The organism is Pseudomonas sp. EU05-FHT14B02 (assembly GCF_058791055.1).
In genome coordinates, this window is record NZ_JBYTDD010000001.1 from 18131 (window position 1) to 35900 (window position 17770).

Below are 17770 nucleotides of genomic sequence, written 5' to 3' on the forward strand. Positions count from 1 at the left end.
ATCGCGAGCAAGCTCGCTCCTACAGATAGGCGGGCAAGCGCTGGTTGACCCAAGGCATCTGTGATGAAATGCGACCCCACTCTTTATCGCGCCACGTCGCCATCACTCGCCGTGAAACCCCGTCTGGTTCGTCATTTGTTCCTGCCGCCGCTGATCATCGCCATGATGATCGGCCTGGGCTATATCGGCTTCTGGATCAGTGAGCGCTACGGCATCCGCAGCCTCAGCGAAAACGGCCAGCGCCAGCTGGAACTGCACGCGCGCGCCGTCGAAAGCGAAATCAGCAAATACACATACCTGCCCAGCCTGCTGGAACTCGAAACCAGCGTTTCGCAGTTGCTGGCCGACCCGAACCCGGAACACCGGCAGATGGTCAACGATTACCTCGAGGGCCTGAACCGGCGCAGCCGCAGTCGGGCCATCTACGTGATGGACACCACCGGTCGCGTCATGGCCACCAGCAACTGGCGCGATGTCGACAGTTACCTGGGTGAAGACCTGTCCTTTCGCGCCTATTTCCAGAACGCCGTGCGCGGTCAGCCGGGGCGTTTCTACGGTATCGGCAGCACCAACGGCGAACCCGGTTACTACCTGGCCCATGGCCTGGAAGAACACGGCAAGATCATCGGCGTAGCCGTGGTCAAGGTTCGCCTGGAAGCCATGGAAGAACGCTGGCAACGGGCTCGCCTGGAAGCCTTCGTCAGCGACGAAAACGGCATCATCATTCTTTCCAGCGATCCGGCGCGGCGCTTGAAATCGGTGGTGCCGCTGAGCGAAGAAACCAAGGAAAAACTCGCCCGCAGCCTGCAGTACTACTGGTTCCCGCTCAACGAACTGCAGCCGCTGGCCCGGGAAACCCTGTCCGAAGGCGTCGAAAAACTCACGTTCCCGGCCAACAGCGAGCTGGTGTCCGACGATGAAAACATCAGCTATCTGGCGCAAACCCGGCCCTTGAGCGATACGCCGTGGAATTTCACCCTGCTCACGCCACTCCAGGACTTGCGCCGCGAAGCGATCAACCAGGGGATCCTGGTGGCCGTGGCGTTTGCCCTCCTGGCGTTCCTTTTGATCGCCTGGAACGAGCGGCGCAAGGTGATTGCCACCCGCCTCGCAGCCCGGGAAGCCTTGCAGGAAGCCAACAATCAGCTGGAGCGTCGGATTACCGAACGCACCACCGACCTGCGCGCCAGCAACGAACGGCTCAAGGGCCAGATCCGCGAGCGCCGGCTCGCCGAAGAGACTTTGCGTCGCGCCCAGGATGAACTGGTACAGGCCGGAAAACTCGCGGCCATCGGCCAGATGTCCACCAGCATCGCCCACGAACTGAACCAGCCGCTGGCGGCGCTGCGCACCTTGTCCGGCAATACCGTGCGCTTCCTCGAACGCGGCCAGCTCGACGTGGCCAGCACCAACCTCAAGACTATCAACGAATTGATCGACCGCATGGGCCGGATCACCGCCAGCCTGCGCTCGTTCGCCCGGCGCGGAGACGACAAAGGCCAGGCCTGCCTCGGCAAAGCGGTGGACGCGGCCCTGCAATTGCTAGGCGCCCGGGTGGAAAATATTCAGCTCCAATTACACCGCGACTTCACCGATGTACAGGTACAGATCGACCAGACCCGCCTGGAGCAGATTCTGGTCAACCTGATCGGTAACGCCCTCGACGCCATGCAAGCGCAGCCGCAACCCGAGCTGTGGCTCGAAGGCGAAGCGTTCGATGGCAAATACCGCCTGCGGGTCCGTGACAATGGCCACGGCATCGACGCCGAAGCGCGCAAGCACCTGTTCGAACCGTTTTTCACCACCAAACCCGGCGAACAGGGCCTGGGCCTGGGCCTGACCCTTTCCGCCAGCCTCGCCGCCGCCACCGGTGGCCACCTGGGTGTCGAGCACCCGGCCAGCGGTGGTACTGCATTCGTCCTCAGTTTACCGTTGGTAAGCCCCACTCCCGCCGAGCCAATATGAACAACGACCTTAGTGTATTGATCGTCGAAGACGACCCCCATGTGCTGCTCGGCTGCCAACAGGCGCTGACCCTGGAAGACATTCCCTGCATTGGCGTGGGCAGCGCCGAAGAAGCCCTGGAGCGGGTCGGCGACAACTTCGCCGGCATCGTCGTCAGCGACATCCGCCTGCCGGGCATCGATGGCCTGGAACTGCTGACACGACTCAAGGAGCGCGACCGCAGCCTGCCTGTGGTGCTGATCACCGGGCACGGCGACATCTCCATGGCCGTCGGCGCGATGCAGAAAGGCGCCTACGACTTCATGGAAAAGCCGTTTTCTCCGGAGCGTCTGGTGGACGTGGCCCGCCGCGCACTGGAGCAACGCAGCCTGGCGCGGGAAGTCTCCTCGTTACGTCGGCAACTGGCCGAGCGCGATTCCCTCGAAGGGCGGATCATCGGCCGTTCGCCAGCCATGCAGAATTTGCGCGAACTGATCGCCAACGTCGCCGACACCTCGGCCAACGTGCTGATCGAGGGCGAAACCGGCACTGGCAAAGAACTGGTCGCTCGCTGCCTGCATGATTTCAGTCGGCGCCACACCAAACAGTTCGTCGCACTGAACTGCGGCGGCCTGCCGGAAAACCTGTTCGAAAGCGAAATTTTCGGCCACGAGGCCAACGCCTTTACCGGCGCGGGCAAACGGCGGATCGGCAAAATCGAACACGCCGACGGCGGCACGCTGTTCCTCGACGAAGTGGAAAGCATGCCCCTGCCCTTGCAGATCAAATTGCTGCGGGTGTTGCAGGAACGCACCCTCGAACGCCTCGGTTCTAACCAGAGCGTTGCGGTGGATTGCCGCGTCATCGCGGCGACCAAATCCGACCTCGTCGAGTCGAGCAAGGCCGGCGAGTTCCGCAGCGACCTGTATTACCGCCTCAACGTGGTGACCCTGGAACTGCCACCGCTGCGCGAGCGCCGCGAAGACATCCTGCAACTGTTCGAACACTTTTTGCAGCAGTCGTCCCTACGCTTCGACCGCACGGTGCCGGAATTGGACAACCAGACCGTTTCGAACCTGATGAGCCACGACTGGCCGGGTAACGTGCGTGAACTGCGCAACGTTGCCGAGCGCTTTGCCCTGGGCCTGCCGGCGTTCAAGAAAACCGGTACCGGTGGCGGCAATCAGGGTCTGGCGTTTGCCGAAGCGGTGGAAGCGTTCGAGCGCAATCTGCTCAGCGACGCCTTGCAACGCAGCGGCGGCAACCTGACCCAGGCCAGCCAGGAACTGGGCATGGCCAAGACCACTCTATTCGACAAAGTGAAAAAGTACGGCCTGAGCCATTAGGGGGCTTGTTCAAAGCGACCCAGAGCCTGTGGGAGCGAGCTTGCACGCGATGGCGCCGGGCCAGTCGACATCATCGTTGGCTGAAACACCGCAATCGCGAGCAAGCTCGCTCAAACAGGTGATCGGGCGTTAGAGGAGATTGCGATCGGCCACCGGTTCGATCTGCGCCCAGTGCGAAGTGTCTTCTCGGTGCTCACGCAAGTACGGTAACACCGCTGCCAGCAACGGCGCCTTGAACGCCTCCTGGAAACGATGGGCCAGGCCCGGAATCAAGATCAACTGACTGCCGCGCAGATGCGCCGCCAGATGCACCCCGTGCATCACCGGCAACAGCGGGTCGGCGGTGCCATGCACCACAAGCGCCGGCACCCGCAACTGATTGAGCAGGGTTACCCGGCTCGGCTCGGCAAGAATGGCCACGATCTGGCGTTTCACCCCCTCGGGATTGAACGCCCGGTCATAGGACTGCGCCGCCTGATGCAGCAACGCCTGGCGATCGTCGGTCACTATCGGGCTGCCCAGCGCCGCCAGCAAGTCGGCCTGTTGCTCCAGGGCCACTTCGCGGTTCGGTGCGCCGCGTCTCGCCAGCAACTGCACCAGCGCCGCACTCGGTGCTGGCAAGCCTTCGGCGCCGGAGGTGGTCATGATCAGGGTCAGACTCTCGACCCGTTGCGGTGCCATGGCAGCCATGTGCTGGGCAATCATGCCGCCCATGCTGGCGCCCAACACGTGGAATTGATTGATGTGCAAGGCGTCCATCAAGCCCAGGCCATCGTCGGCCATGTCGGTCAGCGAGTACGGTGACGACACCGGCAATCCGAGTTTGTAGCGCAGTACTTCGAAGGTCAGGTTGGCATCGGCCGGTGCTTGCCGCCAGGTCGACAGGCCGACATCGCGATTGTCATAGCGGATCACCCGGAACCCTTGCTGGCACAGGGCCGCAACCACCTCATCCGGCCAGTGAATCAATTGCCCGCCCAGCCCCATCACCAGCAGCAATGCCGGATCCGACGCACGGCCAATGCTCTGGTACGCCAGGCTTACCTGGGCCAGATCCACCCGTTCGGTCGGAACATTGACATCGCAACGAGACGCCGCCAATGACGGCAGGCCGAATAATAAGGCGGCCAAAAAAACAAATCTTGATAAGAAAACACGCATGAAGAAACACCGAAACGCAGAACCCCAGTAGAGCGCGAGTCTGATGAAGTTTGTTCAAGCGCGCTGCCACAGTTACGTGACAGTTTGATGAAGAGCGCCGGACGGTCATCAGATCAGACCGCGGCACGCGATAACTATGTACCACCATGCCTCTTCTCGAACGAACTTTAATGGCCCCGATTTTTCCCCCATCGGAGTCCCTCTTCATGCACCAATCACCTACCGCACCGCTGGCCGACTTCGGCCACGTCTCCTCATTGGCCCGAAGCACGGATGAAAACCTGTACCTGAGCGCCTCGGCGTACTCGAACGACTGTCGCGATCAATGGCTGGCACTCATGGCGCAGAACCCGCAAGTTCCCTTGACCGCGAACTGGTGGCAGGCACGCGCACTCGGTACCGACGTTTCACGCAAGGCACAGGCCATTCGCTTGTATCGCCAGCATTTCGAAGCGTCGTGCCAATTGGCATTTGCCGAGGGCACCTTGAATGCCGAACAGCTCGGCGTACTGCTGGATCTCGTCAACCCGGCAGCGCATACAACCTCCCCCGAGATCCTGGTTTACGTCGAGACCCTGTCGCTCAGGGGCAACAGTGGTCTGACTGACGAACTGGCGGGTGCCCTGGTCATTACCCGCAATACCGACCAACCGGTCACCCAGTTGCTGTATCTGCCGTCTAGACAAGCGCCATGGATGACATTTGAAAATCGCAACAGTCTGGAACGCTGGTTGATCCTGCAGCAACCTGAACCCGAGACCAGCCAAGTCACGGTCGATTACACCGTGTTGGACACCCCGCAGCTGACGAAAAGTGCCGAGTCCCTGTTGGCGGGACTGGCCACGGCCCCTGCCGAGCGGCAACGCAACGACCGTTTTTTTACCTCGCCCGCCGACCTGCCCCTGCCGGATACAAGCAATGACATCGCCCCGTTCGGGCAACTGAGCCCCGACGTTCCCTTCAGTCTGCGTCACAGCGCTTTAATGCAACAGCAAACGGCACTGCAAAACTTTCTGGGGCTGGACTTTGCAGGCACCACCGACGACCCGCGCATGCGGAGGCTGCAACAGCAATTCGATGCTCTGCGCGCCGCCGAACAGGCCAGCAGCGAGGCCGCAAGTGCCCTGTTAAGCGCCGACGATGCACCGCAACTGCTGGAACTGCGCCACTCGTCGGGCACACATTACAAGGCCCTGTACCAGGCGCGCCTGAGTGGCCTGCGTGCCGAAGCCGATCTGCAATTGAGCCTGAATCAAATCAGCAGCGATGAATATCAGTGTCTGACGGCCGTACTCGACGCGCCCGAAAAACCTCGACCGGCCGATGTGGTGGTCGCCCGACTCGTGCTGACCGCGACTGACAACGAAGACGACACCCTCCGCACGCAGACCCAGGAGCTCGACGGTGTATTGCTGTTTGCCCGACCATCGGCATTGCTGCCGTCCGCCAGCGACAGCGTCTTGCTCTACTGGCCCGGACATTTCGGCGGCCTGCAACGGTTCGCCTCCCGCCAGGCACTGGAGCAGAAGATGTTCAGGCAGCCGGCCAACGACGACACGCAAGCGCTGCAACTTTTGCCGTTGGCTGGCAATCCGTTCGAGTACGCCTTGCAAACCCAGCTTCACAACTGTGAACAGCATGCGACGCGATTGATGAACGCCAACCCCGTGCCCTCCCATGCTGGCCAACGCGCGGCGGAACTGGAGAACCTGCGTGAACAGACGCTCGCCCGCCTGACCGTCCCCACTGTCTCCGCGCGGGAGCTGGCCTTCGCACAAATCGTCGAGCAGAACCGCAGCGTTACGCTGGCAACACACCTGCCGTCGTCCCTCCGCGCACTGTCCGCGGCCGAACGCGATCGGCTCAAGGCACTGTTCACCGCTTACATCGCGGCGATGAAGCGCTCCCATCAACTGCTTGAACGGGAACTGCCACTGCGCGAGTCATTCAGCAAAAAGGCCATCGACGCCCGCCTGCGCAAAGACTTCGCCCTGACGCAAAACATTGAGGTGTTGCTGGACATCCCCGACACCACCACGTGGCGCAAAGTGCTGATCGAGGGCGCAGCGCCGGGAACACCGCAGAAGAATGTACTGACCGGCAGCCAGCAGCGCAGCCTGTTGTCCCTCGCCGAACTGGCGCAAAGCAATATCGATCAGTCGATGTGGTGGCGCGTGTCGTTGATGCGGGTCGAGATCAGCGGCGCCGACGAGGGGCAACGGCAGAAGCTGAAAACCGGCATCACCCAGGACTACCTGCGCAAAATGGTCACCGAGCTGGATCTGGCCGGAAAATACGAAAGGCTGATTCGCGAGACCTTCCTTGGCGCCCCGACCGCCCCGGCCTTCAGCAATGAATTTCGCCGTGAGTGCCTGAGTGAACCGTGGCGGTTGATGCTCCAGTTGCAAGGCGAATTCGCCGTGCTGGCCAAGGACATCGACGTCGGCGGCCAGCGCGTACTGCAGATCGCCATCGACGCCAACAGTCGTGAAGCCTTTGCGGTCGACGGCAAGCGCATCGTGTTGTTGCCCGTGCACCTGACCGTTGGCGGCACGGATACGCCGGGCCAGGGGCCGAGCACCCTGGCCGGGGTGACTTTTATCGTTGAGCAAATCAGCGGCCTGACCCTGCTCTATCGACCTGACTGCCCCGATGGGGTGTTTGTGCGCCAGTTCGACAGCCTCGAACAGGCGCGGACGTTCCTCTTCAACCAATGCCTGAACAGCACGATGGTCAACTACCTGGCCGGTCGCGCCCTGACCGGGGAATTTGCCTCGCACGTCAGCCGGATCAACCAGGCCCGGGTGAAAAATTTCGATGCCCTGATCGGCGTCGGCACCGCCTGGCCAGCCAATACATCCCTGGCAGCGCATCTGCTCAATGTGCACATGGGCCGTTTGCTGGAGGCGCATCGGTCGACATCGCGCTCCAACGATGCTTTATATCTTGAGCACGTCGCGCTGCGCTCCGGAGCCATGTTCAATTACCTGAAAATGGCGCTGGGCGTTGTGCCTTTCATCGGTACCGCCATTGCCCTGTATGACGCCTGGAACAGCGCCAACCTGGCAGCGGCGGCCTTACTGCGCGGTGATGTCGGCCACGGCCTGGCCGAGGTGGAAGCAGTGTTACTGTCATTGATCGACGCTGCCATGGATTTACTGCCCGTTGTTGGCGCCACTTCCAGTACCGCGCGCGCCGCCACTCGCGGGCGACAATTGCGCGCCCTGACCAAACAACCGGGCGCCTTGCAGGTCTCTACCCCGCAGCAGGTCCGACGCACCCTCGAACGCTTCAGGGGCTATGAGTACGAACACGAGATTTCCTTCGCCGGCCTGCAACCGGGCACCGAAGGGATTTATCGCAACGTTTATCGCCACGCCGACGGCGACTTCATGGTCAGCCAGGGGCGTATCTATCGCATCGAATTGACCGACAACCCACCGCAGTGGCGCTTGAGCGCAACCAGCACCCGAACCTACAAACAACCCATCGCCCTGGATGAAATCGGCAACTGGAAAACCCATTACGCGGTGTACGGCACCGTGACGGCAGGAGGCGGTGCCGGTGGCGGCGCGGTGCTTGGCCACATGGCTGACGGCCTTGACCCGCTCTGGCCTGCCGCCATTCGCCGCTGGTTGCCGCGCTGGTGGGCGGATCGGGCGTTGCGACGCCAGTTGACGCTGACCAACACCGCCGATGCTTACTCCCGGCGACTCGGGGCCCAGACCAGCAGGTCCAACACCGTGCTGGAACATTACTTCAGCCTTGGCCAGGAGCATCGCCAGCCGCTTCGAGCCAATGCCGAGATTCTTTGCGTGAACGACATCGAGCTGGCGCAGGCCCAGTACCTGAACCTTGAAGAGCTGATGCTGATCAGCCACGGCCGCAGACGCGTGCTGGTCGAAGATGCTCAAAGCCGCTGTGCCTGGGTCATCGTTGACCGATGGGTGCGGCGGATCGCTTTGGTCAAGGAGCGCCTGCTGGAACACCTCAACCGCATCGATCAAATGATTGCCCGTTCGGAGGCCACGCCGTTCAGCAATACCGCCGCACATATTCAACTGATGGCGCAACGCAAGGAAATCCGAATCGAGTTTCTCAAGAACTTGGACCGGCTTCACACACAGGTCGCAGAAGCCAATCGATGGAACGGGCGGATCACCAACCGCGTACAAAGATCAAAGATGGCCCCGGATATGGCCATGCTTAACGAAAAGTTCAGCGATGCCAACTACTACTACCTGAAAACGGCGAATGAGCTGGAGATCATCACTCACTACAACGCCGTCACCGAACAGTCCTGGGTCTACTTTCACGTACAGTTGAAACAGGCCCGCGACAAGGTCGGGCGAGCACTGCTGACCCAACATCAATTGCCTGAAGTACAGGCCACGTTTACCCAGCGCAACAAGGTGCTCGAAGATTGCCTGGCGACCTATGCCGAATTTCGTCGCAACCTCGGGGCCTGGTCGCTGGGCTATCCGCAGCATCTGGATCTGGAGCAAGTCACGGCGTTTCTCGACAATCTGGCAGAAGTCGAAGCGGCGGCTCGTCATGTCATCAAGACTCGCCCGTCCAACAGTGCAAAAGCGGGAAATGCGACAAAGCAGCTGTTCGAAACGGAAGACAATCAGTTGCTCATCGGCATCGCCAGCACGGATACCGCGACCCGCCAACAGCGCTTCACCGTCGAGGGGGTGAGTGGGTTCAGGGAAACCTGGCTCCCGCGTTCCTCCAGCGGCAAATATCATCTCAGTGAGCCCGTGGCGGCAGCGCCAACGGAACTTGTGACCGATATCACGCCATTGCTGGTGGAGGCCAGAAAAAGGCTCGGCACCGTAGACGTTTACAAAAGCAAAGTCGAAGGCTACGCCCGTCAGGACATGTTGCCGGTCGATCTGGAACACATGATGATCAGCGAAGCCGCGGAACTGAACATGCGAGCCCGGGCCATCGAACGCCTGTCGCCCACGGAGACGGTCGCGCTGCAATTGCGCAATCGCGCGAATGAATTGACCCGTGCTGGCCGCACGTTGCGTATTGAGCAGACCCTGAGCAGCAAAACCCCGACCGAGGGCTATCTGGACTATCTGCTCGAACAACGCGTGGTGGACATCCGCAAGGAGGGCGGCCTGCGCGATCTGGGCAAACGCACGGATGGACGCAGGGATTTCCTCCAGGAGTACGAGGTGCGCGACCTGCGCAGCGAACCGGCGCAAACCCTGTGGTACGCACACTTCCACTACACCTCGGCCAAGCCCCAGTTCAGCGATTTCGTCAAAGGCCATCTGAAACTGCCGGAACAACGCAACCTGGGCCTGCAATGGCAGAAGGTCGTGGCCGCCAGTGGCGGTACGGTCGAGGCGATCTGGCGCGGAGACATCGGCAAAACGCTGGGCAACAAACACTTTCCCTCGCTGTAAAGCAACAACGGCGGAGCACACCATGCGCTCCGCCGTGCTTATGGTCGACAGCGGCATCAACATGAGACAAACTCAACCTTTTCGATTTATCGACAAGTTTTCCTCATGGAGCCCCCGGTGCTTGAAATCCGTCACCTCAAGACCCTGCACGCCTTGCGCGAAGCCGACAGCCTGGTGGATGCAGCCGACCGCCTGCACCTGACGCAGTCAGCGTTGTCCCACCAGTTCAAGGAACTGGAAGAGCGCATGGGCATGCCGCTGTTCGTGCGCAAGACCAAACCGGTACGCTTCACCAGCGCCGGTTTGCGCCTGCTGCAACTGGCCGACGCTACCTTGCCGCTGCTGCGCGCCGCCGAGCGCGACATCAGTCGCCTGGCCGGTGGCACGGCCGGTCGTCTGCACATGGCGATCGAGTGCCACAGTTGCTTCCAGTGGCTGATGCCGACCATCGACCAGTTCCGCGACGCCTGGCCGGAAGTCGAACTGGACCTGGCCTCGGGGTTTTCCTTCGCCCCGCTGCCTGCCCTGGCCCGTGGCGACCTGGACCTGGTGGTTACCTCCGACCCGGTGGACCTGGCCGGGATCACCTATGTCCCCCTGTTCACTTATGAAGCGATGCTCGCGGTGGCCAACCAGCACCGCCTGGCCGGCAAGGCTTACATCGTCCCCGAAGACCTGCTCCCGGAAACCTTGATCACCTACCCGGTGGAACGGGACCGGCTGGACATCTTCACCCGCTTCCTCGAACCCGCCGACATCGAACCGGCCCAGGTCCGCACCTCGGAACTGACAGTGATGATGATGCAACTGGTGGCCAGCGGTCGCGGCGTGTGCGGCATGCCCCATTGGGCACTGCATGAATACAGCTCGCGAGGCTATGTGAAAGCCAAGCGGCTGGGTGAGAAAGGTTTGTTCGCCACACTCTATGCTGCGATCCGGGCCGACATGCTGGATGCGCCGTACATGCGCGACTTCTTGCTGACGGCCAAGGACACATCGTTTTCGACGCTGGATGGAGTCAGCGCCGTTCGCTAGAACACCACCCCCCTGTAGGCGCGAGCTCGCGATGGTCATCAACGATAACGCTGGAAGCCTGACACCCGTGTCGCTTTCAGGTTTATCGCGAGCAAGCTCGCTCCTACAAGGGATTGCAGTGGATTCAGATCTCGCGCCACATGTGGATCTTGTCGAAGTAATCCTCGCCCACCCGCACGGCCATCGGCTCCAGGCCAAACTGGATGAAGCCGCAGCGCTGGTAGAGGTTGAACGCGGCATCGTTGCCGACGGTGACGGTCAATTTGATCAATCGCAGTTCCTGATGGGATCGCGCTTCGGCCAGAGCAGCCTGCACCAAATGAAAACCGAGTCCACGCTGACGCACGTTGGCGGACACGTACATGCCGAACAACGTCGCCTTGTGCCGGACCTTTTCCCGAGGTTCGAACGCCAGCCCGACAATGCCCACCAACTTGCCCTCCTCGAACGCACCGAACACCAAATCCAGCTTGCCGGTCAGGCGTGACTCCCACCAACTCAGCGGCATCGCCGCGCGCTCGCGTACACTCGAGGTGAAGGCTTGCGGGTGCAGGTCATAGGCTTCGAGCATCAGCGCTCGATAGTCAAGGGCATGGCTGGCATCCAGTCGCTCGATCCACATGCTCAGGCCATCCGTTTTTGCTCAAGCATCAGCCGCACCGCCAGCCCCGACAATACGAAGCCCATGAAATAGCGTTGCATCGCCAACCAGGTCGGATTGTTGACGAACCACGAGGCAATGCCCGCGGCAAACATGGCGATCAGCAGGTTGACGCAGAAACTGACGCTGATCTGGGTCAGGCCGAGGATGATGCTCTGGGTGAACACCGAACCGTGCTCCGGCGTGATGAACTGCGGAAACACCGACAGATAGAACACCGCGATTTTCGGGTTCAGGGCGCTGGTCAGAAAGCCCATGGTGATCAGCTTGCGCGACGAATCCGGGGGCAACTGCTGTGCCTCGAACGGCGAACGCGCACCGGGTTTGACCGCCTGCCAGGCCAGCCACAACAGGTACAGCGCACCGGCCCACTTCAACACCTCATAAGCCATTGGCACCGCCAGGAACACTGCAGTCAAACCCGCGGCGGCGGCAAACAGATGCACGAAGAATCCCGCAACCACACCAAGCAATGAAATCACCCCGGCCTTGCGCCCCTGGCAGATCGAACGGGAGATCAGGTAGATCATGTTCGGCCCCGGCGTCACTACCATCAGCAACGCAGCAGCAGCAAAAATCAGCAGGTCTTGAAGCGGGATCATGGGCGAGGTCCTTTGCGTGATGATCAGGCGATCGCGGTCAGCGATGCTCGATAAAACGGCAGAATCAGGTCCCGTGTCAATGGCGCCAGGATGACATCGCCATTGGTGTCCGGGTCGATCCAAATCACCTCTTCGATTTCTGCCGCCGGGGTGACAGCTGAATCAATGTTCAGTTTAAAAAGCTCGGCATGTACGACAAAACCCGGCTCGTTGGCAGCCGGTGCCGAAAAGTGACCGAGGTAAACGGCCTGCGCGGGATCTATCTCCAGACCCAGCTCTTCTTCCAGCTCCCGGGCCAGAGCGTGGACCGGCAATTCATGGGGCTCGATCTTGCCACCCGGCTGCATAAACGCCGTGGTGCCGCGCTTGCGCACCAGCAACGTGCGGCCGTCAGGGCCGATCAACAGAGCGGCGGCGATGCAGATAGTCCCGGAGGCAGGCATGGAAAACGTCGACATAAACAGAAGGCCCTTGACTCAAAAACGGTAAGGATCACATGTCAGCCCTGTAGGAGCGAGCTTGCTCGCGATGGTCGTGAACGAAAACGCGTAAAACCAGATGCCCATCGGCGCCCTCAGGTTTATCGCGAGCAAGCCCGCACAGGAATCAGCAGCTCCCTCAGCCCACCCGCCTGCTCAACCACCTCCCCCGGCAACCTCAGCCGCTGATCATCCAGATAGCGGTAATCCTGGCGCGCCGCCGTCAGCTGGTTCAGGTCCAGTTCGACCGCAAACTGCCCTTCCTCGCGTCCAGCTTCGAACAACAAGATGCCCAGCGGATCGACCAATGCGCTGCCGCCGGCAAACAACAAACCGCCATCGCCCTCTTCCACCCGGTTGACCATCAGCGCAAACGCCTGGTTTTCCTGGGCGCGAGCCATGATTGCGGTGCGATGGGTCGGACCGTAGGGGTCCATGTTGCCGTTGGTGACGATCAGTAACTCGGCGCCCAGTTGCGCCAGAGCACGGGCGCTTTCGGGGAACTCAATGTCGTAGCAAATCAGCAGGCCCACACGCACGCCGTTCCACAGGCAGGTGGCGTAGCGATCGCCCGCCTCGTAGACACCGCGATCCGAGGCCCACAAGTGAGTCTTGCGGTACTTCAGCGCGATGCCTTCGGGGGTGATCAGCAGCGTGGTGTTGTAGAAACGGCCGTTGTCGTTTTCGGCCATGCCGATGGCCACGCAGATATTGTGCTGGCGGGCGGCGGCGATCACCGCGCTGACGGACGAGCCATCCAGCGCCTCGGCCACCTCGGCCACGGACTCGGCCGAAGGAAAGCCCATCAAGTGGCCTTCAGGAAACAGGATCAGCTGCGTGTCGGCTGCACATGCAGCCATTGCCGCCAGAGTGCGTTCGAGGTTGTAGGCCGTGTCGTTGTCACGGCCTGCCAATTGGGCGAGTTCGACCTTCATCGGTATTCCTTGTTATGCGCCGGGCGGCAGAAAGTTTGCCCGGTCGGTGTCTGTGCGCCAGTATGCGCAGCAAGCAACCGGGCGGGGAATTACGCCGCCGGGGTAACAAGATAGGGGTAGATGCATGACACTCTCGTTGGACGACATCGCCTGGCACCGCTCGGTGGGGCAACTGATCGACGCCCTGGACAAGCCCAATTTCTGGACCCAGCTTGTACGCCTGCTGGACCAGTACGTGCCCTTCGACAGCTGGGTGGCGCTGCTTTTCAGTGCCAATCAACGCCCCCAGGTATTTGCCGAATGCCCTGGCGAAGACGGCAGCCCTGACCAGTTATTCCAGGACTACCTGCGCGGCCTGTACCTGCTCGACCCCTTCTACATCGCCTGTCGCGAGCAGTCGCGCACCGGGCTGTGTCGCCTGTCGGAAGTGGCCCCTGAACACTTTGAGCTGACTGAGTATTACCAGCGCTACTTTCGTCTGAATGTGGTGGCCGACGAAATCCAGTTCAATTGCCAGCTCGAAGGCGACCGCACGCTGTGCCTGTCCCTGGGCAGCACCCAGCACTTCAGCGGCCAGCAGATCGCCTTGCTGTCGTTGATCCAGCCATGGGTGCTCGGCCTGTTGCGCCAGCGTCTACCCTATGAAATCAACGAAGTCGTGGCCCTGTCCCCCGCACCGCCGCAAGCTGATTGGCGGGTACAACTGGAAGCCTCGGTGCAGCAACTCAAAGGCGCGCAGTTGACGGCCCGGGAGCTGGATGTCGGACGTTTGATGCTCAGCGGTTGCTCCAGTAAAGAAATCGCCCGCAAGCTGGAAATCTCGGTCGAAACCGTGAAAGTCCACAAGAAACACATGTACAGCAAGCTGGGGATCAAATCCCAGTCCGAGCTGTTTTCGATATTTCTCCAGGCACAAAATGCCTGAATGACCTGCGGAGCACTTTGCTTTTATGTAGGAGCGAGCAAGCTCGCTCCTACAGTGTTTTGTGTTTTGCCCAAATATTGAGTCCGAACCCAAGGAAACCGTATGAGCCTGTCACTCCTGAGCCGCTACGCCTTCTTTGCCGTCTGCGTGATCTTCACCCTCGCCAGCCTGCCGTTTCTTGAATACGACTGGCTCTGGCCAATTACCGCTGTCACTGCCGTCCTCAGCCTGATCGGCCTGTTCGACTTGCTGCAAAGTCCGCACGCAGTGCGGCGTAACTACCCGATCCTGGGCAATATCCGCTACCTGGTCGAAGGCATCCGCCCGGAAATCCGCCAGTACCTGCTCGAATCCGACAGCGAGGCCCTGCCCTTCTCCCGGGCCCAACGCTCACTGGTCTACTCCCGGGCCAAGAATGAAACCGCCGACAAACCCTTCGGCACGCTGATTGACGTGTATCAGTCGGGTTTCGAATTCATCGGCCACTCCATGCGCCCCGCGCCCTTGAGCGACCCGAGCAGTTTCCGGGTGACGGTCGGCGGCCCGCAATGCACCCAGCCGTATTCGGCGTCGGTATTCAATATCTCGGCCATGAGTTTCGGCTCCCTCAGCGCCAACGCCATCCGTGCACTGAACCAGGGTGCCAAGCTCGGCAATTTCGCCCATGACACCGGCGAAGGCAGCATCAGCCCCTATCACTGGGAACACGGCGGCGACCTGACCTGGGAGCTGGGCAGTGGCTACTTCGGCTGCCGCACCAGCGATGGCCGCTTCGACCCGGAACGCTTCGCGGCGCAAGCCCGGACGCCACAGGTGCGGATGATCGAAATCAAGATGAGCCAGGGCGCGAAGCCCGGCCACGGCGGCATCCTGCCCAAACACAAGGTCACCAAAGAAATCGCCGAAACCCGCGGTATCCTGATGGGCGAGGACTGCGTGTCACCGTCGCGCCACACCGCGTTTTCCACGCCGATCGAAATGATGCATTTCATCGCACAACTGCGTGAGTTGTCCGGCGGTAAACCGGTGGGCTTCAAGTTCTGCCTTGGCCACCCGTGGGAGTTCATGGGCATCGCCAAGGCCATGCTGGAAACCGGCATTCTCCCGGACTTCATCGTGGTGGACGGCAAGGAAGGCGGTACTGGCGCCGCGCCCGTGGAGTTCACCGACCACATCGGCGTGCCGATGCGCGAGGGCCTGCTGTTCGTGCACAACACCCTCGTGGGCCTGAACCTGCGGGACAAGATCAAACTCGGCGCCAGCGGCAAGATCGTCAGCGCCTTCGACATCGCCAGCGTGCTGGCCATCGGCGCCGATTGGGCCAACTCGGCGCGCGGCTTCATGTTCGCCATCGGCTGCATCCAGTCGCAGAGCTGCCACACCAACAAATGCCCGACTGGCGTCGCCACCCAGGACACCCTGCGCCAGCGCGCGCTGGTGGTACCGGACAAAGCCCAACGCGTGTTCAACTTCCACCGCAACACCCTCAAGGCCCTGGCGGAAATGCTCGCCGCCGCCGGCCTCGAACATCCATCGCAGTTGTCCGCCAAGCATCTGGTGCGACGTATGTCGGCAACCGAGATCAAACTGTTCTCACAGTTGCACGTGTTCCTCAAACCGGGTGAATTGCTGACCGGCGAAGTGAACGGCGAGTTCTACTCGCGGATGTGGCAGATGGCCCGGGCCGATAGTTTCGAGCCCAATGAAATAGCGGCGGCATAACCTCGCCACCCCGATCAGAATCGCGCGTCACCAGCGCAGTGTTTTGCTCGGGGCCGGTTCCTTCATCACGATAAAACCGTAATCGCCGATCAGGTAAATCCGATAGAACCGGCTTTCGACCAACGCCGGATAGCCCTGATAGCCGACCCGCGTCGCATTACGCCGCTCCTGCTCCGCCACCACGTTGGTGATGCCCGCCTTCGGCAGATTTTCGGCCAGCATGTAAAAGTCGGTATTGAGCAAGTAGTGCAGCACCGGCAGCTGTTTGAATGAGCCTGCCGCCGCCACCAACCAATAGTCGGAATAGCTCACCGAGAGGTAAATCCGCCTGGCCTCGCGCAGCGACTGATGGCTGGCGATGTCGTACGCAAGACCGGCCAGTGCCGTGGACGCAAAGGTTTTCTGCACCGTCAGCACCCGGCCATAAGCGAACGACAACGACAACATGGCCAGCAGGGGAATCATCAACAGCAGCGGTAACCGCTCATGGATCGACGCCAGCGCCAGATGCCCCAGGTAGAACAGCAATACCAACAGCACGGCGAAGCCCATCAAGGTGCGGGCACCTTCGTTGAAGTCGCGGAAAAACAACGCGACACCGGACACCAGCAGCGTCACGATGGGCAAAGTCAGCACACACATCAGGCCGATCAACAGCTTCTTCGCCCCGCTGTCCTGGCGCGCTGCTACGTTCAATCCCAACCGCACTGCCCCGGCTATCGCGAGCAACAGCAACCCGGCGGACACCCAGAGCCATCCGCCATGGAACAGCAGCACGACTTTTTCCAGGACCCGGCCAATGTTGATCTGGATCTGCAATGAGGGATGCGCCGTCCAATCGAGCAGCAATGTACGATTGGAGCCCATGAACGGATAAGCACTGACGCTGTAGATCAATCCGCCGAGGATGACCTGAGCGGCTTTCCAGCCCAGCAGGTCGCGCCATGGTACCGGGGTGGTTTTATCGTTGGCTGCCCTGAGCAACTCCAGGCAACACAGCCCCAGGAACACATTCAGGCTGACTTGATACAGCCCCAGCGCCAAGGCAATCAGGAACGATGGCACCAGCCACTGCACGCCGCGCCAAGGGTGGCGAAAGGTGATCGCGTAGATCACCGCCACCAGACTCAGGGTCGTGGCGGGACCGTCGTATTGATAAGACAGGTTCTGCAGGAAGAACGGGTTGTACCAGAGCGGCAACAGCACCAGGCAGCAAGCAACGGTGGGCTGACGGAAGTAATGGAACGTCAGGCTGGTCAGCGCCGACGCCATGGCCAGCGTGGCGATCAACAAGGGCAAGGGAAAGATGTTCGGTGCGGCATGGCTGAAGGTCAGCGCGTTGTAGAAAAGCTGGGCGAAGAGTCGGCCCTGTTCGGCCCAGGCCATGCCCGCCGCCAGCGAGCGCCAGTTGTCATCGATGTAGGGATAATCGGCGAGGATCAATGGCAGGACATACACCAGCGTGGCGGCCAGAAAAAACCGCCAGACCTGATGCCGGCTGAGCTCGCGAACGAAGAAGTCACTGAATCGGCCCATT

12 protein-coding genes are annotated in these 17770 nt (G+C 61.1%); 6 read left to right on the forward strand and 6 right to left on the reverse strand.

Going from position 1 to position 17770, the window contains the following annotated elements:
* The first annotated feature begins 63 nt into the window (after positions 1-63).
* Together aauS and aauR are read left to right on the forward strand one after the other, a co-directional pair.
* Positions 64-1965 carry a two-component sensor histidine kinase AauS gene (aauS, locus tag AC3WTM_RS00090; protein ID WP_102670131.1) on the forward strand — a complete coding sequence of 634 codons (1902 nt, stop codon included), beginning with the start codon at positions 64-66 and terminating at the stop codon, positions 1963-1965.
* Positions 1962-3290: a two-component response regulator AauR gene (gene aauR / locus AC3WTM_RS00095; protein ID WP_102670132.1), complete on the forward strand. Its 1329-nt coding sequence runs from the start codon at positions 1962-1964 to the stop codon at positions 3288-3290. Before aauS ends, aauR begins: the two co-directional genes overlap by 4 nt.
* Positions 3291-3419: 129 nt before the next feature.
* Here aauR and AC3WTM_RS00100 read toward each other — a convergent pair whose 3' ends face one another.
* Complete coding sequence (locus AC3WTM_RS00100) at positions 3420-4451, reverse strand: alpha/beta fold hydrolase (RefSeq protein WP_102670133.1); 1032 nt, start codon at positions 4449-4451, stop codon at positions 3420-3422.
* 206 nt (positions 4452-4657) lie between these two features.
* On the opposite strand from AC3WTM_RS00100, the gene AC3WTM_RS00105 reads away from it, so the two are divergent.
* Both AC3WTM_RS00105 and metR read left to right on the forward strand, forming a co-directional pair.
* Positions 4658-9874, forward strand: a complete 5217-nt coding sequence (locus tag AC3WTM_RS00105; RefSeq protein ID WP_102670134.1) for a dermonecrotic toxin domain-containing protein — start codon at positions 4658-4660, stop codon at positions 9872-9874.
* A 117-nt stretch (positions 9875-9991) separates the two neighbouring features.
* Positions 9992-10909: a transcriptional regulator MetR gene (gene metR / locus AC3WTM_RS00110; protein ID WP_008021042.1), complete on the forward strand. Its 918-nt coding sequence runs from the start codon at positions 9992-9994 to the stop codon at positions 10907-10909.
* 124 nt (positions 10910-11033) lie between these two features.
* On the opposite strand, the gene AC3WTM_RS00115 is transcribed toward metR, so the two are convergent.
* The 4 genes from AC3WTM_RS00115 to AC3WTM_RS00130 form a co-directional block, all read right to left on the reverse strand.
* A complete protein-coding gene (locus AC3WTM_RS00115; protein WP_102670135.1) occupies positions 11034-11531 on the reverse strand; it encodes a GNAT family N-acetyltransferase in 498 nt (165 codons plus the stop codon).
* Between the two features lie 2 nt (positions 11532-11533).
* Positions 11534-12172 carry a LysE family translocator gene (locus tag AC3WTM_RS00120; RefSeq protein ID WP_102670136.1) on the reverse strand — a complete coding sequence of 213 codons (639 nt, stop codon included), beginning with the start codon at positions 12170-12172 and terminating at the stop codon, positions 11534-11536.
* 23 nt (positions 12173-12195) lie between these two features.
* Positions 12196-12630 (reverse strand): NUDIX hydrolase, encoded by a 435-nt coding sequence (locus AC3WTM_RS00125; protein WP_102670137.1) that lies wholly within the window; start codon positions 12628-12630, stop codon positions 12196-12198.
* Between the two features lie 122 nt (positions 12631-12752).
* Complete coding sequence (locus tag AC3WTM_RS00130; protein WP_102670138.1) at positions 12753-13586, reverse strand: carbon-nitrogen hydrolase family protein; 834 nt, start codon at positions 13584-13586, stop codon at positions 12753-12755.
* Positions 13587-13710: 124 nt separating this feature from the next.
* On the opposite strand from AC3WTM_RS00130, the gene AC3WTM_RS00135 reads away from it, so the two are divergent.
* On the forward strand, positions 13711-14511 hold the full coding sequence (locus tag AC3WTM_RS00135; protein ID WP_102670139.1) for a helix-turn-helix transcriptional regulator: 801 nt from the start codon (positions 13711-13713) through the stop codon (positions 14509-14511).
* Positions 14512-14613: 102 nt separating this feature from the next.
* Entirely contained in the window at positions 14614-16233 is a 1620-nt protein-coding gene (locus AC3WTM_RS00140; RefSeq protein WP_102670140.1) for an FMN-binding glutamate synthase family protein, read from the forward strand.
* Between the two features lie 27 nt (positions 16234-16260).
* On the opposite strand, the gene AC3WTM_RS00145 is transcribed toward AC3WTM_RS00140, so the two are convergent.
* Entirely contained in the window at positions 16261-17769 is a 1509-nt protein-coding gene (locus AC3WTM_RS00145; RefSeq protein WP_102670141.1) for a glucosyltransferase domain-containing protein, read from the reverse strand.
* Position 17770 lies beyond the last annotated feature (1 nt).

Coding starts and splice junctions, on each gene's coding strand:
- aauS (WP_102670131.1), top strand. CDS start 64: ATGAAATGCGACCCCACTCTTTATCGCGCCACGTCGCCATCACTCGCC.
- aauR (WP_102670132.1), top strand. CDS start 1,962: ATGAACAACGACCTTAGTGTATTGATCGTCGAAGACGACCCCCATGTG.
- AC3WTM_RS00100 (WP_102670133.1), bottom strand. CDS start 4,451: ATGCGTGTTTTCTTATCAAGATTTGTTTTTTTGGCCGCCTTATTATTC.
- AC3WTM_RS00105 (WP_102670134.1), top strand. CDS start 4,658: ATGCACCAATCACCTACCGCACCGCTGGCCGACTTCGGCCACGTCTCC.
- AC3WTM_RS00115 (WP_102670135.1), bottom strand. CDS start 11,531: ATGTGGATCGAGCGACTGGATGCCAGCCATGCCCTTGACTATCGAGCG.
- AC3WTM_RS00120 (WP_102670136.1), bottom strand. CDS start 12,172: ATGATCCCGCTTCAAGACCTGCTGATTTTTGCTGCTGCTGCGTTGCTG.
- AC3WTM_RS00125 (WP_102670137.1), bottom strand. CDS start 12,630: ATGTCGACGTTTTCCATGCCTGCCTCCGGGACTATCTGCATCGCCGCC.
- AC3WTM_RS00130 (WP_102670138.1), bottom strand. CDS start 13,586: ATGAAGGTCGAACTCGCCCAATTGGCAGGCCGTGACAACGACACGGCC.
- AC3WTM_RS00135 (WP_102670139.1), top strand. CDS start 13,711: ATGACACTCTCGTTGGACGACATCGCCTGGCACCGCTCGGTGGGGCAA.
- AC3WTM_RS00140 (WP_102670140.1), top strand. CDS start 14,614: ATGAGCCTGTCACTCCTGAGCCGCTACGCCTTCTTTGCCGTCTGCGTG.
- AC3WTM_RS00145 (WP_102670141.1), bottom strand. CDS start 17,769: ATGGGCCGATTCAGTGACTTCTTCGTTCGCGAGCTCAGCCGGCATCAG.